At 56.4% G+C, this 23,846-nt stretch carries 22 protein-coding genes; 3 read left to right on the top strand and 19 right to left on the bottom strand.

The annotated features are described in order from the left end of the window. Positions 1-277: 277 nt before the first annotated feature. From ubiT to ubiU, 6 genes are all read right to left on the bottom strand, one after another. A complete protein-coding gene (gene ubiT, locus LLY24_RS08005; RefSeq protein ID WP_259035759.1) occupies positions 278-787 on the bottom strand; it encodes a ubiquinone anaerobic biosynthesis accessory factor UbiT in 510 nt (169 codons plus the stop codon). 268 nt (positions 788-1,055) lie between these two features. After that, entirely contained in the window at positions 1,056-1,805 is a 750-nt protein-coding gene (locus tag LLY24_RS08010) for an anaerobic ribonucleoside-triphosphate reductase activating protein (protein ID WP_259035760.1), read from the bottom strand. Positions 1,806-1,874: 69 nt separating this feature from the next. Continuing rightward, positions 1,875-2,039: an anaerobic ribonucleoside-triphosphate reductase gene (gene nrdD / locus LLY24_RS08015; protein WP_259035761.1), complete on the bottom strand. Its 165-nt coding sequence runs from the start codon at positions 2,037-2,039 to the stop codon at positions 1,875-1,877. Between the two features lie 43 nt (positions 2,040-2,082). Then, complete coding sequence (locus tag LLY24_RS08020) at positions 2,083-3,825, bottom strand: ribonucleoside triphosphate reductase (protein ID WP_427854546.1); 1,743 nt, start codon at positions 3,823-3,825, stop codon at positions 2,083-2,085. Positions 3,826-3,970: 145 nt separating this feature from the next. Then, positions 3,971-4,918 (bottom strand): U32 family peptidase, encoded by a 948-nt coding sequence (locus LLY24_RS08025; RefSeq protein WP_259035763.1) that lies wholly within the window; start codon positions 4,916-4,918, stop codon positions 3,971-3,973. A gap of 10 nt (positions 4,919-4,928) precedes the next feature. Then, positions 4,929-5,921 (bottom strand): ubiquinone anaerobic biosynthesis protein UbiU, encoded by a 993-nt coding sequence (gene ubiU, locus LLY24_RS08030; RefSeq protein ID WP_259035764.1) that lies wholly within the window; start codon positions 5,919-5,921, stop codon positions 4,929-4,931. Positions 5,922-6,309: 388 nt separating this feature from the next. Here ubiU and moaB point away from each other — a divergent pair, with 388 nt between their 5' ends. The 3 genes from moaB to LLY24_RS08045 are packed head-to-tail and all read left to right on the top strand — an operon-like array spanning position 6,310 to position 8,608. Further along, positions 6,310-6,888 carry a molybdenum cofactor biosynthesis protein B gene (gene moaB, locus LLY24_RS08035; RefSeq protein WP_259035765.1) on the top strand — a complete coding sequence of 193 codons (579 nt, stop codon included), beginning with the start codon at positions 6,310-6,312 and terminating at the stop codon, positions 6,886-6,888. Further along, complete coding sequence (locus LLY24_RS08040) at positions 6,885-8,147, top strand: molybdopterin molybdotransferase MoeA (protein WP_259035766.1); 1,263 nt, start codon at positions 6,885-6,887, stop codon at positions 8,145-8,147. The genes moaB and LLY24_RS08040 overlap by 4 nt, the downstream gene beginning before the upstream one ends. A gap of 53 nt (positions 8,148-8,200) precedes the next feature. Continuing rightward, positions 8,201-8,608, top strand: a complete 408-nt coding sequence (locus tag LLY24_RS08045) for a putative zinc-binding protein (protein WP_259035767.1) — start codon at positions 8,201-8,203, stop codon at positions 8,606-8,608. 181 nt (positions 8,609-8,789) lie between these two features. Here the strand turns inward: LLY24_RS08045 and LLY24_RS08050 are convergent, their stop codons facing one another. The 13 genes from LLY24_RS08050 to edd all read right to left on the bottom strand — a co-directional run bounded on the left by LLY24_RS08050 (position 8,790) and on the right by edd (position 23,806). Beyond that, complete coding sequence (locus LLY24_RS08050; protein ID WP_259035768.1) at positions 8,790-9,671, bottom strand: SMP-30/gluconolactonase/LRE family protein; 882 nt, start codon at positions 9,669-9,671, stop codon at positions 8,790-8,792. Continuing rightward, entirely contained in the window at positions 9,661-10,278 is a 618-nt protein-coding gene (locus LLY24_RS08055; RefSeq protein ID WP_259035769.1) for a 2-dehydro-3-deoxy-6-phosphogalactonate aldolase, read from the bottom strand. The genes LLY24_RS08050 and LLY24_RS08055 overlap by 11 nt, the downstream gene beginning before the upstream one ends. After that, entirely contained in the window at positions 10,275-11,285 is a 1,011-nt protein-coding gene (locus LLY24_RS08060) for a 2-dehydro-3-deoxygalactonokinase (protein WP_259035770.1), read from the bottom strand. The genes LLY24_RS08055 and LLY24_RS08060 overlap by 4 nt, the downstream gene beginning before the upstream one ends. Beyond that, on the bottom strand, positions 11,282-12,067 hold the full coding sequence (locus LLY24_RS08065) for an SDR family NAD(P)-dependent oxidoreductase (protein ID WP_259035771.1): 786 nt from the start codon (positions 12,065-12,067) through the stop codon (positions 11,282-11,284). Before LLY24_RS08065 ends, LLY24_RS08060 begins: the two co-directional genes overlap by 4 nt. 39 nt (positions 12,068-12,106) lie before the next feature. Then, entirely contained in the window at positions 12,107-13,255 is a 1,149-nt protein-coding gene (dgoD, locus tag LLY24_RS08070; RefSeq protein ID WP_259035772.1) for a galactonate dehydratase, read from the bottom strand. Continuing rightward, a complete protein-coding gene (locus LLY24_RS08075; protein ID WP_259035773.1) occupies positions 13,252-14,004 on the bottom strand; it encodes a FadR/GntR family transcriptional regulator in 753 nt (250 codons plus the stop codon). The genes dgoD and LLY24_RS08075 overlap by 4 nt, the downstream gene beginning before the upstream one ends. 119 nt (positions 14,005-14,123) lie before the next feature. After that, the gene (locus LLY24_RS08080; RefSeq protein ID WP_259035774.1) at positions 14,124-14,381 is read right to left on the bottom strand and encodes a PAAR domain-containing protein; all 258 of its coding nucleotides are present in this window, start codon (positions 14,379-14,381) and stop codon (positions 14,124-14,126) included. Then, the gene (locus tag LLY24_RS08085) at positions 14,378-15,232 is read right to left on the bottom strand and encodes a hypothetical protein (RefSeq protein WP_259035775.1); all 855 of its coding nucleotides are present in this window, start codon (positions 15,230-15,232) and stop codon (positions 14,378-14,380) included. The genes LLY24_RS08080 and LLY24_RS08085 overlap by 4 nt, the downstream gene beginning before the upstream one ends. Positions 15,233-15,308: 76 nt before the next feature. Further along, the gene (locus LLY24_RS08090) at positions 15,309-17,327 is read right to left on the bottom strand and encodes a hypothetical protein (RefSeq protein ID WP_259035776.1); all 2,019 of its coding nucleotides are present in this window, start codon (positions 17,325-17,327) and stop codon (positions 15,309-15,311) included. Then, positions 17,324-18,685, bottom strand: a complete 1,362-nt coding sequence (locus tag LLY24_RS08095) for a DUF4123 domain-containing protein (RefSeq protein ID WP_259035777.1) — start codon at positions 18,683-18,685, stop codon at positions 17,324-17,326. Before LLY24_RS08095 ends, LLY24_RS08090 begins: the two co-directional genes overlap by 4 nt. 3 nt (positions 18,686-18,688) lie before the next feature. Beyond that, entirely contained in the window at positions 18,689-20,668 is a 1,980-nt protein-coding gene (locus LLY24_RS08100) for a type VI secretion system Vgr family protein (RefSeq protein WP_259035778.1), read from the bottom strand. 286 nt (positions 20,669-20,954) lie between these two features. Beyond that, complete coding sequence (gene glk / locus LLY24_RS08105; RefSeq protein ID WP_259035779.1) at positions 20,955-21,920, bottom strand: glucokinase; 966 nt, start codon at positions 21,918-21,920, stop codon at positions 20,955-20,957. Next, positions 21,920-23,806, bottom strand: coding sequence for a phosphogluconate dehydratase (gene edd / locus LLY24_RS08110; protein ID WP_259035780.1), 1,887 nt, complete (start codon positions 23,804-23,806; stop codon positions 21,920-21,922). Before edd ends, glk begins: the two co-directional genes overlap by 1 nt. Positions 23,807-23,846: the final 40 nt, after the last annotated feature.

Raw genomic sequence — 23,846 nt, forward strand, 5'->3', positions numbered from 1 at the left:
CAATAGCGGCGTGTCGAGCTTGGCAACGCTCAAGAGCTTGAAACAGTGGCCCTGCTTTGGACATTACAGCTTCAAGTTTTATTAATCAGATACTAGCGTAAAAGTTATAAAAGGGTGCGTAGGCCATTTTTATACCGCATGTATCGCGCTTATATCATGAGTTCATTTCGACTAGGTGTGGAATGAAATCGTCGAAAATTTTATCTTTCTCTTTTCCTCTATGTGGTCTCATTACCATACGACGTCAAAGGGTTCTGCTGGAGTTTCTTATTGGTAGTCAGTTTTTAAGCTGAGTGCGTCGTTTAGCTGACAAGCGTTCCAACCACACACCTATTTCTCGTAAACGTTTTTGTGCTAGGATTTCCTCGCATCCGTCAAGTAGGTTTTTTAGTGTTAGTCCAAGCTCCGTGTCCCCTTCAATTATTAAACGACGCTGGAAGAAAAGGGTGTCGGGATCTTCTTCGCGCATGGCAAGGCATAAAAACTCACGCCAACCGCCACGAATAGTTGCTTCACTTTCCTTCTGAGTTAATATCAAACGCTGTGACTTAAGTGTCAGACTTAGCGTTATACCTAAGTCTGCGACAACGAGACTAATACGCCGATTTTCCAAGGTGTCGAACTCACCCTCTGCGAGCGGTATGCTAAAAGCATGGTTGAGGAGGGGTTCGACGATTCGTTTCTTGGCTGTAAAAGGTACCCGTGGCTCTAGGAAATAAATTAAATGATGGATGGTTGTTGAGGGCGTAATTGAAAAAAGTGACGTCAGAAAATCTGAATATGACACAGTAGTGCTCCAAGATAAATGAAATTATTAAAGCTGTGACTACTCATGATAGATGTTGCTGATTGTCGTGATGATGATATGTGTCAATATTGTGTGATTGGTAAGGGTTGGTTGCATGATAATTTAATTTTAGAAGGGAATTTCTTTAAAATAATTTTACCTGGCTTTTAGCCAACCAGTTAGAACCTAATCGCCAGGAATAAATAGCTCCATCAGGATATCCCAGTTATAATCATGTCGATAGTTTCGGTAAAGTTTAAGGAGAGTCTTAAAGTCTTAGTTCAATCTGATCAAAGTAAGGCTTCAAACGGCTTATCAGTGCATTCATCTGAGTGGTAGATGGAGCGTTGGCAACTGGCTTAGAGTAAGTAGGGTCGAAGCATTGCTCGCTGCGGGCTATCTGCAGCGCATAATGACGTACTCCGCAGTCGGCAAGGCTCATTGCCAGGCGTTCCACATCGTCTAGCTGAAAATCTTTCCAGTGAATTGTGGTACGGCATTCGAAATTGAGTCCGCTGTCGAGCAAAGCTTCCAAGCTGCGGGCATGCAACTGCCAGATGCCTTGGCGGCCGCAGATGCGGTCAAAGGCTTTTCCGTGTCCTTTTACATCCAGCCCTACCCAATCAAGGTGCGGTAATAATCGGCTAAGGCGCTCAGGATAAGGACCGGCAGTATGTAGTCCTGTCTTAAAGCCCAATGCTTTTACTGCCTTTACAGCACTGAGCAAGTCGGCATGTAGAGTGGGCTCGCCACCGCTGAATACCACCGCTTCCAGCAGGTTTTGTCGGGTGCTCAGGAATTCCATTATTGCTTGCCACTCTTGAGGTTCACCTCGGCGCGGCTGAATCATGGTGGGATTGTGGCAGTAGCCGCAGCGTAGCGGGCAGCCTTGAAAAAAGACAACGCACGCTAGGTGATTGGGGTAATCAAGGGTGGTCATGGGCACCAGGCCGGCAACGGGTAGCCGAACCGAAGAAAATTTTTCCCTGGTAGCATCAAGTTTTGTTTGCATAGCCATATGGAAACCTACCACTGGGGGGCCTGTTGCCAGACTCCCCCGCTGTCGTTAGAGAAAAGTGAAGGCTAACTACCGAGAGGCGGCAGCTTCGGTGTAATGGCGGCGCTCTTGGTGTTCGGCACGTTTGCCGATGTTGAACTGACTTACTGGACGGTGATAACCCATGACCCGGGTCCAGACTTCGCAGCGCTGACGTTGTTCGCTGGGCAAGCTAGCATATTGAGAGGTTTGCATTAGTGTGTTCCTTAAGCGGATAGATAAAAATGAGGTAAATACCTCAAGCTGTGGTGGCGTCGATTGCGCTCGCCATTTTTGCCCACAGTGTTTCATCACACTTCGGGCAAAACTCATGTTCACCCGCCAGGTAGCCATGCACCGGGCAGATCGAGAAGGTGGGTGTTACCGTTAGATAGGGTAAGCGAAAATACGAAAGCGCCGTTTTGACCAGCTTGCGGCAAGCGGTGGACGAGGTAATTCTCTCACGCATATAAAGGTGTAAAACCGTGCCGCCGGTATAGCGTGTTTGTAGTGGATCTTGATGACTTAGTGCTTCAAAAGGGTCATCGGTATGGCCTACTGGTAATTGGCTGGAATTAGTGTAGTAAGGTGCGTCTGGTGTTCCGGCCTGAAGAATGTCAGGGAAACGTGCTTTATCCTCTCGAGCAAAACGATAGGTCGTGCCCTCTGCTGGCGTCGCTTCAAGGTTATACATATGACCAGTCTGCTCTTGAAATTCACGCATCCGCTCCCGAACGTGCTCAAGAAGATCCAGCGCCAGCTGTAGTCCTTGGGGAGCAGCGATATCGAAGCGATCCTCGGTAAAGTTGCGCACCATTTCGTTGAGCCCATTCACACCTAGTGTAGAGAAATGATTACGTAACGTGCCCAGGTAGCGCCGGGTAAAGGGGTAGAGTCCCTGATCCATTAGTTTCTGAATGCGGTCGCGCTTGAGTTCTAGGCTATCGCGCCCGAGTGACAGTAAACGATCCAACTCATTGAACAATCCTGCTCGGTCGCCGACAAAGCGGTAACCCAGTCGGGCACAGTTGATTGTCACTACTCCCAACGATCCGGTTTGCTCGGCACTACCAAATAAGCCGTTACCACGTTTGAGTAACTCACTTAAATCAAGTTGTAGACGACAGCACATGGAGCGCACCATGTGGGGTTCAAGATCCGAATTTAGAAAGTTTTGGAAGTAGGGCAAGCCGTATTTGGCGGTTAATGAGAAGAGGCGTTCGGCGTTGTCACTTTCCCAGTCGAAATCATGAGTAATGTTATAAGTGGGTATCGGGAAAGTGAATACACGCCCATGACGATCTCCGGCTTCCATCACTTCCAGGTAGGCCTGGTTGATCAAGTCCATTTCAGTCTGTAATTCGCCGTAACTGAATGGCTGCTCCTCTCCGCCAATAATGGGTACTTGTTGACGTAAGTCCTCGGGACAGACCCAGTCAAAGGTAAGGTTGGTGAAGGGTGTCTGACTACCCCAGCGTGAAGGGACATTGAGGTTATAAATGAATTCCTGAATCGCCTGCTTCACTTGTGCGTAGGTCAGGCCATCCTTGCGTACGTAGGGAGCCAGATAGGTGTCGAAAGAGCTGAAAGCTTGTGCCCCGGCCCACTCATTTTGCAGCGTACCAAGAAAATTCACCATTTGTCCTAAGGCACTCGACAGATGACGGGGTGGGTGGCTTTCGGCTCGCCCTGCTACCCCATTGAACCCCTCTAGAAGAAGAGATCGCAGCGACCATCCGGCACAGTAACCACATAGCATATCGAGGTCATGAATATGTAGGTCACCTTCCCTGTGCGCTTCCCCAACGGCCCGGGGATAAATCTCATCTAGCCAGTAATTGGCAATCAATTTGCCAGAAATATTGAGAATTAAACCGCCTAATGAATAGCCCTGGTTGGCATTGGCATGGACGCGCCAATCGTGGCGTTGGAGGTACTCGTTGACCGTCGAAGCGACGTCAACATGATGTTTGGCTACCTGAACGCGTGTAAGGTTTTTCACCTGAGACACCTATATATATGTGTTTTTTGAATATTTGATACTATATGTAGTGTTCAAGGGTAAGCGTTCAGGATTTTTTGGGAATGATTCAGGTCAAAAATGTTGAGGAAAAGTAATAAGGCATCGTGGCACTTACGCTATAGCCTCAACCTGTCACCGTACGCGTGTTAACCATACCTGGTTGGCCATACCAATAACCGTCACATATTTCGGCATCTATCAACGTCAGGGGATCGGCCCTAGGTAAGCTGCCGTGGCGAGCCTGATCGAAAGCTTTGACCACCTCGGCCATGCCTTTCGCTCGTGGACTGAGGCGTGCCACTGAAACCCCCATATCCACCATGACCGTAAGTTCATGGCGTAAATCCTGACAAGCGCCGGAAAGGGTTTGAATGCCATTCAGGGTGAACACACTGTGGGACTCTTGTGAACGGAGTAGTAATCCTTCGGGGTATTTTTGGCAGACAAACTTGCAACGGTCTTTGGGTGTTTGATGGCGCCGCGCGGTAAAACAGCGTGATGACCAGGCCAAAGGAAGGTGTCCGTAAGCGAAGACTTCGCATGGGTGGGTAACACCGACATTGTGACAATCAGGGATAAGCTTGGCTAAGTCCTGCTGTGACATTTCTACCGGCGCTTGCCAGCGCCTCATTCCAGCGCGTGCCATGACGCCCAGCGTCGCCGAGTTGTAGAGGTTGAGCGCAGCACCGGCAATAAACGGCAGTCCGGCACTGGAGAGGCGCTGCAGTGCACTCTGGTCATTGGCCTCGACAATGAAGTCGCCGTTATCACACAGCCTGCGTAGGTCGCGCAGGTCGGCTTCGGATTCGATCAGGGTCTGGCTGGCAAGAACCACCTGCTTGCCCATCTGGGTAAGCTCGCGCCCGATGCCTAGCCAATCGTCCAGCTTCATGTCGCGGCGCCGCGAACAGACAGTTTCACCCAGGGTAATAATTTCTACAGGCCAATCGGCTACGTCGCGGTAGAAGTCAGCGTAGCGTTGACGAGTCCAGTAAAATAGTACCGGCCCGAGTGAGAGTTGAAGAGGGCTGGTTGATGAGGTTGGTGATGGGGGAAGTGTAATGTTCGCCATAGTGGGGCTCCTATTTCCAGCGGCGCTCGTAGGCACCTAGGGTAGTGATGGCACCTTCGGAAAGCTCGGCAAGGCTCGCCATCCAGGCGGGGTCTGGTTCAAACTCAGGTCGAGCTCCTAAGCGGTTGAGCGCCTGACGCCAAATACCGGCCACTTTAGAGACATAGGCGGGACTACGCTGACGACCTTCAATTTTGACGGCGCTAATACCTAGGTCGCGTAGCTCCGGCAATAACTCCAGGGTATTGAGGCTAGTGGGTTCCTCAATGGCGTGATAAGTCTCGCCTGCTACCTCGAAGCGACCCTTACACAGGGTAGGGTAGCCCGCGTGTTCGCCTTCGGCGTAGCGGTCGATAAGAACGTTATTAAGCCGCGACTCTAAGCCTTCAGACGTTTCTTCCCAGCGAACATGTGCCGCTGGCGAGCAGACGCCCCGGGTATTGGGCGATTCGCCGGTTAGGTAGGAGGAGAGATAACAGCGCCCTTCGGCCATGATGCATAAGCTGCCGAAGGCGAACACTTCCAACTCTACTGGTGCTTGCTTGGCTAGCTCGCGTACCTGATTGATCGACAAGACTCGTGGCAACACGGCTCGTTTGATGCCGAAATGCTGGTGGTAAAAGCGTAACGCTTCATGGCTAGTTGCCGATCCCTGCACTGAAAGATGTCGAGCAATCTCGGGGTGATGGTGAGTGGCATAATCGAGCAGGCCCATGTCGGCGAGAATTAGTGCGTCCACGCCTAACTCGGCAGCTTGATCCACTGCGCGCGTCCACTGATGCCAACCGTCAGGTTGGGGGTAGGTATTAATAGCACAAAAAACGCGTTTGCCGTGCCGGTGGGCGTAGTCAACGCCTTCGCGGGCGCGTTTATCGGTAAAGTTGAGCCCTGCAAATTGGCGTGCATTAGTGATGTTTTGAAAACCGAAATAGACCGCGTCAGCCCCTTCGTCTACAGCACGTTTCAGAGCGGGCAAATTGCCAGCAGGACAGACAAGCTCCATAGTAAAAATCCTTACGTTTAAAGACGAGAAGTTTAGTCACCTATTTCTTGAGTCCTTTTGATTCAGGTCATAAGGATGTCTTGTTTAGCGATTAGTGAAGTTAAAGCTAACGTAGCATAGATAATTAATCTAGATGTAGTGAGTAAGATTTCTGGCATCTATTCCGTTAAATACCTCTTTTATCTCTTTGGTGGTAGGTCGTGAGTAAATAGAGGTAGTCATGCGGTAATTTTTTGATCAATTATGCAGAATCATTATGCTGAAAGACTTATAGTAAAGTTTGAACGTTTCCAAGGTTCAGGAGAGCTAATATTAGGAGGTGTCTGATTTGGGTAGTGGTTTTGGCGTATTTTTTAATTAAATAGAGAGGTTTGATAGGAGGGTTTTAATGTCTCATGTTCCTTTGGATGCCATTTTTGTTCCTCTCAATATAGGAATTTTAACGGTTTCCGATACCCGAAGTTTGGATGAAGATAGTAGTGGTGATTTGTTAGTGAAACGCTTGCGAAAAAGCGGGCATGTTCCAGTGGAAAGATGCATCATACCTGATGACATTTATCGAATTCGGGCCGTAGTATCAGAATGGATCGCACACCCTGATATCCAAGTGATTTTGGTTAACGGCGGCACCGGATTTACTCTGCGAGATACCACGCCAGAGGCTCTTACGCCACTGTTCGATAAAGTGGTTGAGGGGTATGGTGAGTTGTTCAGATACTATTCCCTGCAGACTATTGGAACAGCGACCATTCAATCTAGAGCTATTGCTGGGGTCGCCAATAAAACACTGGTATTTACCATGCCAGGCTCGCCAAAAGCCTGTGCTCTGGCATGGGATAAGATCATCTCGCTACAGCTAGACTCTCGTACCCGCCCCTGCAACTTTACTACTATGGTACTGCCTTCGGTATCCATGTGCAGTGGGCGGCAAATGCCCTCTTCCCATAACGAGGTGGGGCGCTCATGAACTGCCAGTGTGCAGAAACAGCAACGCCAGATTTACTAGATCTGTTCGATGCACGCCAACGCCTAATCGAATCGGCTCATCCAATACAGGGCGTAGAGGAGGTAAGCCTTGAGCAGGCAGTGGGGCGCGTATTGGCCAATACGGTATCAGCGCCCCTAGATATGCCGGGGGTAGATAATAGCGCTATGGATGGATATGCGCTATGTCTTGCCGATTACCAAGCGCTTGATGATGGGCATGGTTTACCTATTCTCCAGCGTGTGCCGGCGGGCGCAGGTGTCATGCCACAGCTCCAAAAAGGGTGTTCACGTATTTTTACTGGAGCTCCAATACCTATGGGGGCCGATCTCGTGGTGCCCCAAGAGCGCGTTACGATTGATAGCAACGGCCATATTCATATTGAAGGCGCCCTAACAGTAGGGGCGAATATTCGTCGCCAGGGTGAAGAGAGCCGTACGGGGGAGCGACTTTTAAAAGCAGGTGAATGCCTCAATGCGGCATCGATCGCGCTGCTAGCCAGCCATGGAATAAATACCGTAACAGTTAAACGTCGCCTTCGGGTAGCGCTACTCTCAACCGGTGATGAGCTAATTGCACCTGGGAATGATCGGTCACCTGGTCAGGTATATGACAGTAATCGCTTCATGCTTCATGTGCTGCTTACACAAGCACAGTGTGAGGTATTGGATTTAGGCATCATCGCAGATTCCCCGCAGTCATTGCACCATGCCTTCGATCAAGCTCAAGCCAATGCAGACGTGGTGGTATGTACTGGGGGCGTTTCGGTGGGAGAGGAGGATCACGTTCGCGCAGTTTTAGAGAAGCGTGGTGGATTACATTTCCACGGTGTCGCGATGAAGCCTGGTAAGCCCTTTGCCTTTGGTTATTTAGGTGACGCATCCTGCTCGATTACGCCGCTAATAGCATTGCCAGGCAATCCTGTTGCTTCTCTAGTGGGTTGGCAGTTTCTAGCACTAGCATTCATCCATGCTATGCAAGGGAGAGGTTCTACGCTACTGCAATGCTACCCCGTCATAGCAGGGTTCTCTAGAAGTCGCTCGCGAGGGCGTAGTGAACTGTTGCGAGTTGTACTCGATGGGGCAAGAGAGCATGCGGTGGCTGAGTTAGCGGGTGGGCAAGGTTCACACATGCTGAGTGCGGCAAGCCAAGCCCAGGGTTATTTAATGGTGAATGCAGATACTGACGTAATAGCAGGGAGTTTCTACCACTATTATCCCCTTCATCAGTTCGCTTTGTGAGTTTCCTAAATCCACGGCGGTCGCTGATGTATTAGTTTTTGATAGGAGGAGCTATGCCTTCATACAGCAAACCACGCACATTGGTATATGCCTGCTCCGGCTGCTCTGATGTGGCACAACTGGCCAATAGTGTCGCTCTGCGCTTAGATCATGCAGGAGATGCCGAAATGTCCTGTATTGCTGGTGTTGGAGGCGGCGTGCCTGGTCTCGTACGTATTGCCCGTTCGGGGCGTCCTATTGTGGCGATCGATGGTTGTCAGATGCACTGCGCTAGCCACTGCCTTTCCAAAGTAGGAGTGCTTCCCACCGAGCACGTCAAACTTTATGAAAATGGACTTCGTAAGCGTCGAGGACAGTTTTATGATGAGCAAACTATCACCACTGTCACTAATGAGGTGAAAGGACTCATTGCTCGATTGCCTGTTGATGCCCGGTCCCAGTCAGAGGAGTCCGCAAAGTGATGGTGCTACTCGATGGTTGCGTATGCACTGATAGTTACTTACGTGTTTTAAGGTGAGCGCTGTGATTTTCGCCGCATTCATCGCATGGCTGAGAAATGAGTTATCTATTACGCTCCCAGCTATTTGCTCTATAAATACGGCGATTTCCTTGGGCCTAAATTCAAGCAATGAGTGCAGCGGCTCAAGCAAGCTTCAACAGCGGCGTGTAGAGTCCGGCAACGTCTAGGCGTGCCTGAAACAGTGATCCTGCCTGGGGCGTTGCTGCCAGTGCCTCAGTACTCAAGCCCTCGCGGGCCGTGGTGATGTAAAGCGTTGTGAGATCGGTGCCGCCGAAGGCGGGGCAGGAGGGCTGGCTGACCGGCAGCACAATCTCATCGCTTAACTCGCCGTGTATGTCGAGGCGCACCACCTTGCCTGCGCCCCAGAGCGCGAGCCACATTTGGCCTTCGGTATCGATCACCGCGCCATCGGGGTTGCCCTCGCATTGGCTGAAATCCGCAAAAGGCGTTGGCTCGCCAAGGGGGAAGCCTTCCTCGTTTAGCGCCCAGCGCATGACGATGCCCGTTGGGGTATCGGTAAAGTAGGCGGTGTCGCCCTCCGGCGAAAAGCAGATCGCATTGGGAATGGTCAGCCCGGTGCGCAGGGTATGTAGCATGCCGCGATGAAGCCGGTAAAGGCTTCCCGCCCCGGGTTCGGCGTTCTTGCCCATGGTGGAGAGCCAAAGGCTCCCGTGGCGGTCTACCCGGGCGTCGTTCGAGCGCGTGACGGGATTGTCCGCCTCGACGTCGCAGAAGGGCGTTTGCGTTTGGCGTTCGGGATCGAAGAGCGTCAGGCGGTTTTCACCGACCAGCAGTAAACGGCCATCTTCCAGAGGGGCAGCATACGAGACCATACGGTCGAGTTCGATCTGGCCGTGGCGCTGGGTGTCCGGGACCAGCCAGTGAAGGCGCTGGCCTACAATATCGCACCAGTAGAGTCGTCCGCTTTCTGCCTGCCACTGCGGGCCTTCGCCAAGCGTGCAGCGGCAATCGAGAGCGAGTTCGGCCTGAGGTTTAGCCGCCATGTTCGCCTCCGGCGGCCTGCCAGGCGCGCACCAGCGTTTGGGCCTGTTGCCCTACCTGCTCAGCGCTTTGGCCGGGCTTGTAGAGTGCGCTACCCAGACCCGCGCCGTCGACGCCGCCAGCGCGCCACGCTTGAAAATTATCCTCGCCGATGCCGCCTACCGCGTAGAGCAGCGTCTTGGCGGGCAATACCGCGCGTACCGCTTTCATGCCCTCGATACCGACCTGCACGGCGGGGAAGAGCTTGAGGCCGGTCGCGCCTGCGTCCAGCGCATCGAAAGCCTCGCTGGGCGTGACGATGCCGGGCCAGCTCGCCATTTCCAGGCGGCGGCTCTCTTCGATCACCGCAGGGCGGCAGTTGGGCGAGACGATCAAGCGTCCGCCAGCGGCGTGAACATCGCGCACCTGGGCGGGGGTTAGCACGGTGCCCGCGCCGATCAGCGCTCGGCTGCGTAGCGCATCTGCCAAGCGCTCGATGCTTACCAGCGGCGAGGGTGAATTGAGCGGAATCTCGATCTGGGTGATACCGGCATCGAGCACGGCGTTGGCGATGGGCAGGGCGTCCTCAGGGGTAACGCCGCGCAGAATGGCAATGAGGGGAAGCGTCATGAGCGTACTCCATCGTTGGAGGAAGTGGCGGCATCAGGGCTCTCGGCGAGCGCGCGATACGCGAGCGCCAGCCCGCCCAGCACAGCTTCTTCGCCTTCGATGCTCTGCGAGGGCTGGCCGAGGGTCTCGAGCGCCAAGGCATAGCGCTGGCAAAGTGCCTGACTGCCGATAAGGGTGACGGGTTCAGGTAGCACCTTGATGCCAGCAAGTTCGAGCCCAATGACGAGCCCCGAAAGCCGTGCGGCTAATAGGGTGCCACGCTCGGGATTGGTGGGCATCTCGCTATCGAGCAGGTCCTGCGCGCGTAAGCCGAAGAGCTTGCTGGTGAACGCGTGAGGCGTGTGGCTCATCTCTTTGACGGCGGTGACGAAGGCGTCGCGGTGCGCGTCTTGAGTGAGATCGGCCGCGTTCAGCGCGCTGGCAACCGAATGCTTGAGCACCGAGCGCTCGCCGAGCAGGCGGTAGAGCTCGCCGCTAAGAAAGGTAGTGAAGCCAACGAGAGCGCCGTCACGCAGCGTGGCCCACTTAGAGTGCGTGCCGGGCAAGCAGACGCGGCCGGAAAAGCCGGGAGTGCTTGCCACGAGCCCCGCTAATTGCGTCTCTTCGCCGCGCATGACATCGAACGTAGCGCCCTCGCGGGCCAGTTGGCGTACGCCAGGCAGTAGGCTGACACGCAGCTGCGGGCAGCTAATTAAAGGCGCGACCGCACCGTTTGCAAGCTCGGCAAGCGAAGCGGGGGCGGTGAGGTAGGGCGCTTCCTTCCAGCCCTGGCGAGCACCGGCCATACCGCATACGATTACCTGCGTCTGCCCTTTTTCGGGCAGCCATTTGCCGATCAAGCGCAGCAGCGCCAGTTCGTACTCGTTGGGTGTCAGCGAGAGCATGCCGGTGTCGCTTTGGACCTCAGCCAGCACGCGATCATCGGCATCCATTGCCCAGGCACGCAGATTGCTCGACCCCCAATCGGCGGCGATCCAGGCGATGGCACTGCGAATGGCATCACTCATGCGCGGCCTCCATCGACGATCAACTCCTGCCCGGTCATCATCCGCGCGGCGTTGGAGGCAAGAAACAGGCAGGGCCCCACCATATCCACCACGGCAATGGCCTCTTTTAGACACTGCTGGGCGAGGCAGGCGTTCAGGTCCTTCTCGTTGACCCACTTTTCCCGCTGGCGCTCGGTCATGACCCAGCCCGGCACCAGCGTATTGACGCGAATCCCATCCGGCCCCAGTTCGCGGGCAAGGGCGCGAGTAAGCCCCGCAATGCCTGCCTTGGCGGCGACATAGCTTGGGTAGCCTGCAAGGCCCAATTGAACGCTGTTGGAGGAGAGGTTGACGATGGCGCCGCCGCCTTGAGCGCGCATATCCTCGGCGACCGCTTGGGCGGTGAAAAAATGAGGGCGCAGGTTGATCGCCAAGGCGTCGTCCCACTGCGCTTGGCTCCACTCATCGAGGCGATGGCGGGTATCCAGGGCGGCGTTGTTGATGAGCACACCTATGGGCCCTTGCTGCTCTCGCGCCTGCTCGATGGCTGCCTGCAAGGCGCTGACATCGCGCACGTCGCACACGATACCCAAGGGCGCTTTGGTGTAGGCTGCGTTCATGGCTTGGCAAAACGGCGTGGCATCGATGAGATCGACGAACGAGACCTTGGCGCCCTGGGCCAGAAACCCCTCGACCAGGGCCGCGCCGATGCCGGAGCCGCCGCCGGTGATGAAAACGTGAATGCCGCTCAAATCGGCGAAGATCGGCATCGCCATACGCCGCGTGTCGCTACTCGAGTGCATTAGCACCTCCCTGTTACCATTCGATGACCCAGCGGCCACTTACCACTCGGCAATGGAGCCGTCTTCATGGGTCCATACGGGGTTGCGCCAGCGATGGCCTACCTTGGCCCGCTCTTCGACGAAGGCTTCATCGATTTCGACCCCCAGGCCCGGCCCTTGCGGAATGACGCAGAAGCCGTCTTCGATCGCCAGCGCCGTCTTGTCGACCAGATAGTCGAGCACGTCGTTCCCTTGGTTGTAGTGAATGCCCATGCTCTGCTCTTGAATGAAGGCGTTGTGCGAGACGGCATCCAGATGCAACGAAGCAGCCAGGGTCAAGGGGCCGAGCGGGCAGTGGGGCGCCAGGGCCACGTCATAGGCCGAGGCGAGCGCGGCGATCTTGAGCCCTTCGCTGATGCCGCCGCAGTGGGAGAGATCCGGCTGAACGATGTCGATCATGCCGTCTTGGAGCAGGTCGCGGAACTCGAAGCGAGTGTGTAGCCGCTCGCCGGTCGCGAGCGGGTAACCTAGCCCTCCCGCGATCTCTTTCAGGCAGGGCAGGTGCTCCGGCGCTACTGGCTCTTCGACGAACATCGGGTGATAGGGTTCGAGCTCGCGCAAAAGCGCCTTGGCCATAGGCCGATGCACGCGGCCGTGAAAGTCGATACCGATGCCGACATCCGGGCCCACCGCTTCGCGCGCTTCGCGTACCCTTGCCACTGCCTCATCGATCTTTCTGTGCGAATCGACGATCTGCATTTCCGGCGTGCCGTTCATCTTGAATGCAGTAAAGCCCTTATCCACCAACGCCTTGGCGCCAACGCCTACGTCGGCAGGACGGTCGCCGCCAGTCCAGGCGTACATGCGCATCTTATCGCGCACCGCACCTCCAAGCAGTTGGTGCACCGGCACGCCCAAGTCGCGCCCTTTCAAATCCCATAGCGCCTGGTCGATACCGGCAATCGCGCTCATCAAGATGGGGCCGCCGCGATAGAAACCCGCGCGGTAGAGCGTGTTCCACAAGTGTTCGATACGATGCGGGTCCTGGCCGATCAAATAGTCAGCAAGCTCGTGCACGGCGGCCTCGACCGTTGCAGCGCGGCCTTCGATGACCGGCTCGCCCCAGCCGTAGCAGCCTTCGTCGGTCTCGATCTTGAGAAACAGCCAGCGCGGCGGTACCTGCCAGGTTTTGAGTTGGGTGATTTTCATGTCGTCTCCTTTTGCGATGAGTGAATGCCCGGCCACGCGAGCCTTAAATCCTCAGCGGTGCGTTCGAGCACGGCACGCGCCGCCGTGGCTGCCTGCTCGCCATCTCCACGGCGAATGGCCTCGACGATACGACCATGGCGCGCCAGGCTGTCATCGAGCGCGGTCAGAGAGTGCTGCGAGCGCTGTACCAGCGCCAGAATAGAGGGGCGCAGCAGATGCTCCATCTGCCGCCATACGAGGTTGTGGCTGGCTTGGTAGACGGCGTCGTGAAAGGCCACATCGTATTCGGCGTGCTCCAGGCGCTTCTGGGCACTGGTCGCCGTTTTTGCCATCCCTTCGAACGCCGCTTCGATACGCTGTAGGTCATCGGCCGAGGCGGCCGTGGCAGCAAGCGAGGTGACTACCGGTTCGGCGGATAGCCGAAAGGCATAGATTTCGCGGAGCAGCTGCGGGTTGAGATCGACCAGCCCCGACATCCACTCGCTCAAACGCGGATCGAGCAAGTGCCAGTCGTTCAGGTCGCGCACCAGCGTCCCCCGACCTGCCGTACGCACGATGAGCCCCGTGGCGGCCAATTGGGTCAGCGCATTGCGCACCAGGTTACGACTAACGCCAAAATGGGCGGCTACATCCAGCTCGCGAGGGAATAGATCTCCCGGTAGCCAGTGGCTGGTCAACAGCGCTCGACCCAAAATACGCGCCAAATCATCGGCGTCGCCCACGTGCGCAGACAAGGTATCCAGGCTCATACGGCACTCTTCATTAGCGATAATGAAGCGAGTCTATAAAATGTCTGACATTTAGGCTATGCGGCTTTTGGCTAGGGTAGGCGCATAGATAGGAGAATCAATAGGCCCCATTATCGCTATTACGGCTGTACCTTGGCCCTGCTCGACGCGGTAATGATCTCACCACCATGGTCGGTTTTGCAGCCCAAGTAAGCCGTGGGCTTACCATCGTGAGTGGAGTGGCTGGAACCTTCGATAATCGTAGCGCCGCACGCCGTCTTGTCGCCCACACGAGCCACGGGCTGGCCCTCCACGCAGGAGGGCGAACCGGAGATGATTTCGGTGGTGCCGTGAACAGGACAGCGGTGAAGGTCGCCTTTGCGGGCGATGGGTTTCATCGGCAGATTTCCCACTGGCCGTTGCGGTTGATGAAATAGGGTCTAATAAAAGTAGCGGCATCCTTGGTTCCAACATGACTAAATACAATGGGAACATTAACACCCTGAGTTGTTAGCCAAGCCACACGATTACCTGCTCCGAGGTTTAGTGTCATGGGCTCTTCGGGCAAATCGTCCAATTGGTATACATCCGGGTTATCAAAGTACATGTCGTAGCTGAACCGATGGCGCACATACTCTTCTGGCGTATTTGAGGCAATGGCCAGCTCTTCGGTTCTTGTGGAGGCGGCGTCCTGCAAGGCGTCATTATCGCCCGCTGCAAACAGGGCATGCAGGCGACGATACGCGCGGGTCAGGCTATCCCTAGTGGCCGCGTTGTCTTGCAGAATATCGCCCTCTTCCCAGCACCAGGTGGGCATGGATTGGCGATTGTTAAAGGGTACTGTTAGCCTGAAGTTGTCCTGATCCCAGTTAATATCACTTTCTCGTGGTTGCACCGGAGCTGCCGGATTTGTCGCTACAATTTCAGGCGTGGCGTCTTCTATACCGGGCATCATCACCACTTCAAATGCCGTTTTTGCATCAGTGTTGGGATTGTCACCGGGTTCCCAATACTCGACGGAGAGGCGAAGCTCATGCTGCTCTTCGAAGGGCTCAGCAGATGGCACTGGCCAAGCATAAAATTGTAGAGCGTTGCGCCCATTTTTAACGTACTCGGTTATGGGTAGCATTGTATTTTGCTCACTCTGTACCCCTTTGAAATTGAGCATGATGTCCTGTATATCGATGGAAGATGCCAAGCCATTCACACTCCAACGAACGCCAAACTGATACTCGATTTCCTGTGCCATCGCTTGCCCTCCCATAGTAAGCGCTGTCGATAAAATTGATGTGACAAGTATTTTCATAAAGTTATTACCCACGCCGTTAAAAAGGATGAAATTCGCCGGTCCAACCTTCGGCCAAACGGTAGCCTAGAACTTGGCCATCCTCTTGCCACCGAGTTCCGTCCTCTGTCTCGACCACTTGAGAAGCGCTTCGCTGAATTTGGTGATTTGCATTGGGTCGGCCACCAGCACCTGGTTGGCGACTATTTACAGTATCGCCATCCGCCTTCTTGTACCCTTGCACTCGCAACATGGCGCCCGTATGGGAGAGCTGATACCCCCAACGCCCCAATTCATCACTTGTCAGGGTGATGCTGCCACTGGTCGATACTTCGACGCCGTACTTGAAGACGGTGCGTTCAGTAAACAGGCTATCGAAGTAACCCAATAGCCCCCCAGCGACCAGTGCTTTCAAGGTAATGCTCACGCCACCTTCCATTCCTCCGCTACTTAATTCACCATTCTGGAAGTCGTACGCGTAGCGCAGCATATGATTGCCCAACGTTTCCTCCGTGGGCTCAGGCCCAACGCCTAACCCCACCTCCATGAACAGCGCGGCTTCAACCCGCCCTTCCGCAAAATACCAGTCGAAGCCCTCTTCGAGATTATCCAGAAACTTGACGAGAGCCGTGCCCCCGCCGGTACCTCTGGCGGCTATTTTCAGCGCTGCGTAGATATCGAGCCGAATACCACATTCATAGGCGAGTGACAGCCCGGGCGTAATACGCCAACTGGTTCCGGGGCCGCCGCTCTCCTCGACCTGCTCACTTGTGGCTCCCAGCATCAGTTCCGGGCCACGGGTATAGAAGCTGAACAGTTTGCTGCGGTCGCTCTCCGTAGCACTAAGGTTTTGGGCAATGCGCTGTGAGGCACTGCTCAGCGTATCGATGAACCGCTCGATCGTGCTTTGCTGTTGCCGCTGGTTTTCCGCCTGCCGCAATGAAGGGCCAGTGTCATAGGTGGTGGTTTGACTGGGGCTAGTGCCCAGCGTGATGGTTCGGTTATCGGCGCCGCATACGGCGGTCATGCCAGCATGAAATCCCCAGCCTTGTCGCTGGGTGACCTGTCTTACGCGCGACCCCATACTTAGCTCGGCGGCCGCCATTCGCCCTTCCTGCTTTTCGACAGGACGGGTATCGATGCTGGGTGGAGCGATCGTGATCAAACCATCAAGTTTGAGCTGGGGTAGAGTCACCGACGTAAAAGAAAAGTCATTGGTACCGTCGTAGCTAATGTTGAAGTGCTGCCGATGGATCATCTCATCCCGCTTCATGAGGATATTCAGCAATAGGACGGCCAACTTGAACACGAGTTCGGCGTCGGGAGGTATAAGCCCCATTAGTATATTCGGCAGCGTGATGGGGGAAATCGGGCGCGTCATCACCGTAAAGTTGAGCGTCGTCGTTGTCCCTGGTGGGAGGGCAATACCCGAGAGCTCGGTTGTCCAGTTCACGGTGTGTTGCCCATGATGGCAATCATCGGCCAGCGTGATGGCGACGGTACCCTCATCTTTAAGCTGTGTGCCTCCAAGAAAATCCTCGAGCGTGCCGTCCCCTGTCACGAATCGTTCGGCGACAAAAAATATGCAGCCTTGGTAATCTACCAGTTCGCGTTCACCTTGCAGCGTCACCCGTGCATTGGCGCCTTCGTGGCAGAGCACTTCTACCTTCTCGATACATGGTGTTAGTGAGGCGCACTCAACGCAGGCGCCACCCATAACGGGGTCCTGCCGACTATCGCCATTTCCTTCAGCATGATGGGGAGCAGATCCCGCAGCGTACGCTTCGGGTATATCGGCAGGATCCATCATCATCCGATAAACATCATCTTCTGCCAGCACGGTTCCTGGAGGAAGAGGGCTTTCAGTGAGCGGTTCAGCACCCGCGTCGAGATACGCCTGATACACGCGCTCAGTGACGTCCGATTCATCTACCGGTTCACCGTTATGCCGTTTTCGCGCAATGGAGACGATTTCATCGAAGGCATAATCTCTATCAAAGACTCTCCACTCGTTTTTCATCAAGTACATGGCGTCTTCATAGGTTGGCTGATAGCTCATGACTGCCCCTCGTTCACGATGGGTCGAAAATTGTCCTGCTGCATCGCTTCCTCGTCTGATGAATAGGGCGGTCTTAGCGCATGATAAACACGCCCACGTGGCAGCCAGGCCTCCAGACGGTCGCGCTTACGCCAGGCGGCCAGCTTCGGATTTTCGAGTATTTGCCGCGCTTCATCCTGTTGGGCGGGGAAATGGTTACCGAACTCGAGCACGCACGTTGTCAGGGTGCGGGTCTGTTTTTTAGAGGCGAGGCTATAACGCTGTCCCAATTGAACCGCAGTGTGAACGGCGGATAGCAACTGCTGGGCCGTTTTCTGGGGATACTGTGGGGTCATCGAGAGCGCCAGGGCCGCCTGTGCCCGCTGCTGCATCAACGCTCCAAAGCGAGCGAACTCGTCCTGGCCAACCGCAAATTGCCGCCTATGACGGCAAGCCTCACGGGCCTGCTCGCTCAAGCTGACCTGAGTCAGGCGCCCCTGTATCTCGCTTGCCGGGGTATCGAGTTCAACGGGTGGGGCCAGCGTAAGGTCTGATGGAAACACCATCAGCGGGGAAGCAGGCACGATGATGGATCTCAACGGCGCCATAAAGGCCGCCAGTTTCCAGGGTTCGAGCGCTTGGCTCATGTCGAGCGCCACGCGTGGGTCGTAGAAGCGGAAGTAGACCGGGGCCTGCGCGTTGGCGGGTGTCCAGAGCATGGTGAACTTGCGTAGATGTAGACGTAGCTGTTTCAGGGTCGCGGTGGACTGCAGCAAGATGCCCCAGTGCTGATCATGGGGCAGGTTTTCTAGCCATGCGCGAATGTCGCTGTCGGCTTCGATGCGCACGAGCCAAGGGGCGTTGGTCTGCGTGGCGGCGTCGGTGGCGGCATAGAGGCAGGCGTGTTGGGCATCGCTGGCGAGCAACCTCTGCCGGGCCTCACGGCAGTTGATGCCGTCCACTACCGCCCAAAGGGGCGGCTGGTGAGGGCCGAAGAGGGCGTCCCAGGTGGTTTCTGCATAGCTTACGGGCGGAATGATGGGCTCGACGATCTCGGGTTCGGGATCTGGCAGCAGAGGAACGAGTTCCCCATAGACGACCGGTTCGCGCTCGGTCGTGGCGTGGGCCATCTCCACCAGGGTTTGGGCCATGCCCTGGTGGCGAAAGCGTTGCAGCAGGGTCTCGACGGCGTCCAGGCGTAACAGGGCCAGGCCATCGTCGTGGAGTCGGCGTTGCAAGTGCTGGCGAACGTCTTCTTCATCGTGAGCCAGCACGGCCACCGACATGACCGCCTCATCGGCGGTCTCTTCCCAGCGGCGTGCCTGGGGCGAGAGGGCGGCAACGTGGCAGCGGGCGACCCAGTAATCGGGAGGCGACATGTGTTATGCATCCTCCAGCGGGCAGTGGGAAACGAAGGGGCTGCCTTCACCCGCTGCCGTTTCGAGCACGGCGGGAATGGGGGGCAGGGCAGCCGCACCCGGTGAAGCCGAGCCAACGTTGAGCTGTGGAGTGACATCCACGCTGCCGCCCGATACCACTAACGCAGCGCCGCCAGCGACGAGAGTGATCTTACTGGCATCCAGAACGATTTCACCGTCAGCCTTCAACGTAATATCGCCGCCTGCCTGAGTTTGGTAGCTGCCACCAACGCGCAGGCCCCGCTCGCCATCGATCTTTTCTGAATGGTTGGTGAGGACGCTGACGTCTCGACTGCCCTCAATGGTTTCAACGCGATCTTTGGCAACGGCCAAGTAGGAGTTATTGCCTATCGTGGCCGTGTCATCGAATTCGACGCGTTTCTGACGTGAGTTTTCGACGTGCAGCTCTAGATTTTTCTGCGCATGCAGGTAAATGAATTCCTCGCCTGCCTTGTCTTCGAAGCAGAGTTCGTTGAACCCTTCGCCTTGATGTGTCTGTGTTTTGATGCCGGTACGCGTTTTGTGTTCTGGGAGTAGATAAGGCGCAGTATTGGCGGCGTGGTAGGTGCGCCCAGTAATCAGGGGTTGGTCGGGATCGCCTTCGAGAAACGAGACGATGACCTCATGACCAATACGCGGTAGGGCAATGCTGCCATAGCCAGGCCCTGCCCAACCTTGTGAAACGCGAATCCAGCAGCTTGCCGACTCATCTGGCTGGGCATCGCGGTCCCAGGGAAATTGCACTTTGACACGACCGTGTTCGTCGCAGTGAATCTCTTCGCCCTGAGGGCCGACAACGAATGCCACCTGTGGGCCATCGACGCGTGGCTTGGGGTTGGGCGTCGCGCGCCAGGGAACATCGCCGGGCGTTAAGATGACGCGGTTGTGGTAGCGGGTCATGCCGCCTCGATCATCTTGGTCGGACGATGACTGAACCGTACCATCCTCTTCCAGCGCTTGCGGCTGTTCGCCATGATGAACGACATCGACGAGTTGCCAGTTACGGTTGAGCGTATCGCTGTCGTGATCGGTGAGAGTGAAGCGAAACCCGGGCGCGAGTTCGGGAAGATCGCTTTCCGCTTGGGCGCTTACGGCTTCACGGCGCAACTGTTCCAACCGAATGCGGGTAAAAGGTTTCCCTGAGGCATCGCGTTTGTAGCGGCCTGGGTAGTCATAGTGTTCGTAGTCGAGCTGCTGTCCATGCTGCTCTATATCGCGCCCAAGGTGTTCGTGGCGCTGGCCGTAGGCGGGATTCTTGAAGCTGTAATCCTTCAGCATGCTCGACGCGGGAGCCACGCGAGCGGTTTGGCGAAGCTTACGTACATGGCGAGTTGGCGCTGTACCACCCGCGCGACTGTGATAAGTACGCTCGCCAAGGTTGCCAAGCGCCATAGGGTCATCGGAAAACACCAAACGATGGGTGCTCTCTTCGAAGACGTGGTGATAGATGAGCCCCTCTTCGGCAGCCAAGCGCTCGATGAAGGCTAAGTCCGTTTCACGATACTGCACACAGTACTCGCGCTCGGCGAGCGTTCTTGCCACATCGAAGGTAACCTCATTGATACCCCGTTCATTACACAGCGTGGTAATGATGCTGACGGGATCGGCCTTCTGAAAGATGCGGGAATTATGCCGAAGAGAAAGGCGCCAAAGCGCTGGGCGTAAAACGAGATAATAAAACGTACGCCGGTGGCCGCGATCTCCCTGCGAGAACTCGCTAATCACACCGTGTATATGCCGAAGTGCCTCTCCATTGTGCCATATCGTCAAGCTCGCCTCACGATCGAGAAGCTCTGCGGCATCTATGCTTGCATTACGGCTGGCTAGCTGCACCTCTAACGCAAAGGGCGAGGAGTAGGCTTCACGGTGCGTGAATTCGATGACAGCCGTGTCATCGATATTAGGAAGAGAGAGGGTGAAGTGCCAACCGTTGCGCGCTGCCATGCTCGTTCCTTGAATCGTTACCCATCGAAAGCAATAGGATAATCAGCAAGATCACAAGAGCAACCCATTTATGCCAGAAATGAGCGACGTTTTAAGCGGTGTAAGATATTTCTTACAAAGCGGTGAGGTAAACGCTTACAAGTGTAACAAAATGAAATCATAAGTGAGCTTTATGGTAAGCAAGCTTGTGATTAAGTTACGGCGTAATGCCAAAATGATTACGTCTGTCTTAAACATAAAGGGCGTTTTAAATGACAACGTCCTTATACCCTTCAATGCTGGCGTTTCAAAACACTTCTTCGTTACGCAACCCTTCCGCTGCACCTAATAGCCCCGTCCAGGGGTGAGTCATCAGCCATAGCGGGGTGTTGGCGTTGTAGCTGCTCAAGCGGCCCTTGGCGCTGAAGGCTTGGGCGAGCTCGCTTTGGGGGAGCCAGTCGCGTAGGCGGGGGAGGATGCCGCCGCAGAAGTAGACGCCGCCGCGGGCGCCGAGGGTGAGGGCGGCGTCGCCGCTGACGTCGCCGAGAATCTTGAGAAAACGCAGCAGCGTGCGTTGCGCCGTCGCGTCGTCTGCGCTGGCGGCGGTAGTGACGTCGGCGGGCGTGGTGCAGCGCGAAGGGACACCTTCGATGCCGCAGTGCGCGTGGTAGAGATCGAGCAGGCCCTGGCCGCAAAGGATGCGCTCGACGCTGACACGGGCATGGTGCTTGTGTAGCTCGGCGAGCAGGGCGCGTTCGGTGTCATCGGTGGGGGCGAAAGTCACGTGGCCGCCTTCGGTGGGCAGCGGAATCCAGGCGTGACGACCGGGGAAGACGCCCGCCACCCCAAGCCCCGTGCCGGGGCCGATGACGAGGTAAGCGGCGTGCGGGTCGCCCGTTCCTGGCTTGATCGTGTGGCGGTGTTCGCCATCTACGTGCAGCGCGCCAAGGGCTTGGGCGGTGAAGTCGTTCAGCGTTTTGAACTGGCTGAGCCCCAAGGCAGCGCGAACGTCCTCTTTGAGAAATTCCCAGTGGTTGTTGGTGAGCTTGACGCGCTCTTCATGCACCGGGCAGGCGAAGGCAAGGCAGGCATCAGTAGGGGCTTCTTGGCCCACCGCGCCGACGCGCTGAAGGTAGTCTTTGGCGGCCTCGATAAGGCCGGGATAGTCGGCGCAGGCGAGGTTTTCGATGGCGTAGGGCTCGACGCTGCCCGGCGACACCAGCGCAAAGCGCGCGTTGGTGCCGCCGATATCACCGATCAACGCTGGGCGCATCAGGCGTCCTCTTGAGCGATCTGATTGACCTGAAGGGCCAGGTCGTCGGCCTCGAAGCCGCCGAACACGCCGGCGCCTTCTTCACCGCCTGCAGCCAGGTGACGAAAGCCGCCGAAGAGCTCGCGGCCCATGCCTACGTGGTAGTGATCGAGATCGGCATTGGCGAGGGGGCGCCGCTCCCAGGTAGCGGGGTCGACCTTGGCTTCCAGCGTGCCTGCGTTGGCATCCAGGCGCACGATGTCGCCGTCTTGCAACTTGGCCAACGGGCCGCCATCGAGCGCTTCCGGTGCCATGTGAATGGATGCAGGTACCTTGCCCGAGGCCCCCGACATGCGCCCGTCGGTCACCAGCGCGACCTTGAAGCCGCGATCCTGCAGCACGCCGAGGAAGGGGGTGAGCTTGTGAAGCTCCGGCATACCGTTGGCCTTGGGGCCCTGAAAGCGCACCACCACGATCACGTCGCGGTCGAGCTCGCCGGATTCAAATGCTCCTTTCATCTGGTTCTGGTCGTCGAAGATGCGCACCGGCGCTTCGACCACGCGGTGCTCCTCGGCTACTGCCGAGACCTTGATCACCCCGCGCCCGAGGTTACCTTTCATCACGGTCAGGCCGCCGGTCGGGGCGAAGGGGGTGGCGACCGGGCGCAGCACCTCTTTATCGAGGCTTTCCTCGGGGCCTTCGCGCCAGACGAGCTTGCCGTCTTCCAGAAATGGCTCTTGGGTGTAGGCGGTGAGGTCGGTGCCGAACACGGTGGGAATGTCGCCGTGCAAAAGCCCCGCGCCCAAAAGTTCGCGGAACAGGTAGCTCATGCCGCCTGCCGCCTGGAAGTGGTTGATGTCCGCTTGGCCGTTGGGATAGACCTTCATCAGGCTCGGCGTAACGGCCGAAAGCGCGGTGAAGTCGTCCCAAGTGAGCGTAATACCCGCCGCCGCCGCCATGGCGATCAAATGCATGGTGTGGTTGGTCGAACCACCAGAAGCCAATAGGCCCACCACCGCATTGACGATGGCGCGCTCATCGATCTGCTTATAGAAGGGCCGGTATTCACCGCCCGCATCGGTATTGCGAATCGCCTGCTCGGTGGCAAAGCGCGTTAGCGCCTCGCGCATCTCGGTACCTGGGTTGACGAAAGAGGTGCCGGGCAGGTGCAGCCCCATCACCTCCATCATCAGCTGGTTAGAGTTGGCGGTGCCGTAGAAGGTGCAGGTGCCGGGGCTGTGATACGACTCGGACTCGGCTTCCAGAAGCTCTTTACGGCCCACCTTGCCTTCGGCATAAAGCTGGCGAATGCGCGCCTTCTCTTTATTGGGCAGCCCCGAGGGCATGGGCCCGGCGGGCACGAACATGGCGGGCAGGTGGCCAAAGCGGGCCGCGCCAATGAAGAGCCCCGGTACGATCTTGTCACACACGCCCAGGTAAAGCGCAGCGTCGAACATATTGTGAGAAAGCCCCACGGCGGTGGCCATGGCGATCACATCGCGAGAGAAGAGCGAAAGCTCCATGCCTGGCTGGCCCTGGGTCACACCATCGCACATGGCGGGAACGCCCCCGGCGAACTGCGCGGTGGAGCCCATGGCGCTTGCGGCTGCCTTGATCGTTGCGGGGAACGTCTCGAAGGGCTGGTGCGCCGAAAGCATGTCGTTGTAGGAGGAGATGATGCCCAGGTTGGCACTGTTCATCAGTTTGAGCGTGTCTTTCTCCTGCGGGCTGCAGGCAGCAAAGCCATGAGCGAGGTTCCCGCAGGCGAGCTCGGCACGGTGTACGCCGCGGCGGTGCTGGTCGGCCATACGCTTTTCATACAGCGCCCGGCGCTCTTTGGAGCGTTCGGCGATGCGCTGTGTCACCTCGGCCACGGTAGCGTTCATCTGTGTGGAAGCATTCGACATGGGAACCTCGGCTAGCTGGTCGGTACAAATATGTGGTTAT

The organism is Halomonas dongshanensis (genome assembly GCF_024790395.1).
GTDB lineage: Bacteria > Pseudomonadota > Gammaproteobacteria > Pseudomonadales > Halomonadaceae > Vreelandella > Vreelandella dongshanensis.

What these genes read in the sequence shown, in the direction of transcription:
- LLY24_RS08055 (WP_259035769.1), bottom strand. Translation starts at nt 10,278, where the DNA reads ATGACGCTTCCCCTCATTGCCATTCTGCGCGGCGTTACCCCTGAGGAC.
- LLY24_RS08075 (WP_259035773.1), bottom strand. Translation starts at nt 14,004, where the DNA reads ATGAGCCTGGATACCTTGTCTGCGCACGTGGGCGACGCCGATGATTTG.
- ubiU (WP_259035764.1), bottom strand. Translation starts at nt 5,921, where the DNA reads ATGGAGCTTGTCTGTCCTGCTGGCAATTTGCCCGCTCTGAAACGTGCT.
- LLY24_RS08050 (WP_259035768.1), bottom strand. Translation starts at nt 9,671, where the DNA reads ATGGCGGCTAAACCTCAGGCCGAACTCGCTCTCGATTGCCGCTGCACG.
- LLY24_RS08025 (WP_259035763.1), bottom strand. Translation starts at nt 4,918, where the DNA reads ATGGCGAACATTACACTTCCCCCATCACCAACCTCATCAACCAGCCCT.
- LLY24_RS08080 (WP_259035774.1), bottom strand. Translation starts at nt 14,381, where the DNA reads ATGAAACCCATCGCCCGCAAAGGCGACCTTCACCGCTGTCCTGTTCAC.
- LLY24_RS08065 (WP_259035771.1), bottom strand. Translation starts at nt 12,067, where the DNA reads ATGCACTCGAGTAGCGACACGCGGCGTATGGCGATGCCGATCTTCGCC.
- dgoD (WP_259035772.1), bottom strand. Translation starts at nt 13,255, where the DNA reads ATGAAAATCACCCAACTCAAAACCTGGCAGGTACCGCCGCGCTGGCTG.
- LLY24_RS08095 (WP_259035777.1), bottom strand. Translation starts at nt 18,685, where the DNA reads ATGTCGCCTCCCGATTACTGGGTCGCCCGCTGCCACGTTGCCGCCCTC.
- LLY24_RS08010 (WP_259035760.1), bottom strand. Translation starts at nt 1,805, where the DNA reads ATGGCTATGCAAACAAAACTTGATGCTACCAGGGAAAAATTTTCTTCG.
- nrdD (WP_259035761.1), bottom strand. Translation starts at nt 2,039, where the DNA reads ATGCAAACCTCTCAATATGCTAGCTTGCCCAGCGAACAACGTCAGCGC.
- moaB (WP_259035765.1), top strand. Translation starts at nt 6,310, where the DNA reads ATGTCTCATGTTCCTTTGGATGCCATTTTTGTTCCTCTCAATATAGGA.
- LLY24_RS08085 (WP_259035775.1), bottom strand. Translation starts at nt 15,232, where the DNA reads ATGGCACAGGAAATCGAGTATCAGTTTGGCGTTCGTTGGAGTGTGAAT.
- glk (WP_259035779.1), bottom strand. Translation starts at nt 21,920, where the DNA reads ATGCGCCCAGCGTTGATCGGTGATATCGGCGGCACCAACGCGCGCTTT.
- LLY24_RS08100 (WP_259035778.1), bottom strand. Translation starts at nt 20,668, where the DNA reads ATGGCAGCGCGCAACGGTTGGCACTTCACCCTCTCTCTTCCTAATATC.
- LLY24_RS08060 (WP_259035770.1), bottom strand. Translation starts at nt 11,285, where the DNA reads ATGAGTGATGCCATTCGCAGTGCCATCGCCTGGATCGCCGCCGATTGG.
- LLY24_RS08090 (WP_259035776.1), bottom strand. Translation starts at nt 17,327, where the DNA reads ATGAGCTATCAGCCAACCTATGAAGACGCCATGTACTTGATGAAAAAC.
- LLY24_RS08040 (WP_259035766.1), top strand. Translation starts at nt 6,885, where the DNA reads ATGAACTGCCAGTGTGCAGAAACAGCAACGCCAGATTTACTAGATCTG.
- LLY24_RS08045 (WP_259035767.1), top strand. Translation starts at nt 8,201, where the DNA reads ATGCCTTCATACAGCAAACCACGCACATTGGTATATGCCTGCTCCGGC.
- edd (WP_259035780.1), bottom strand. Translation starts at nt 23,806, where the DNA reads ATGTCGAATGCTTCCACACAGATGAACGCTACCGTGGCCGAGGTGACA.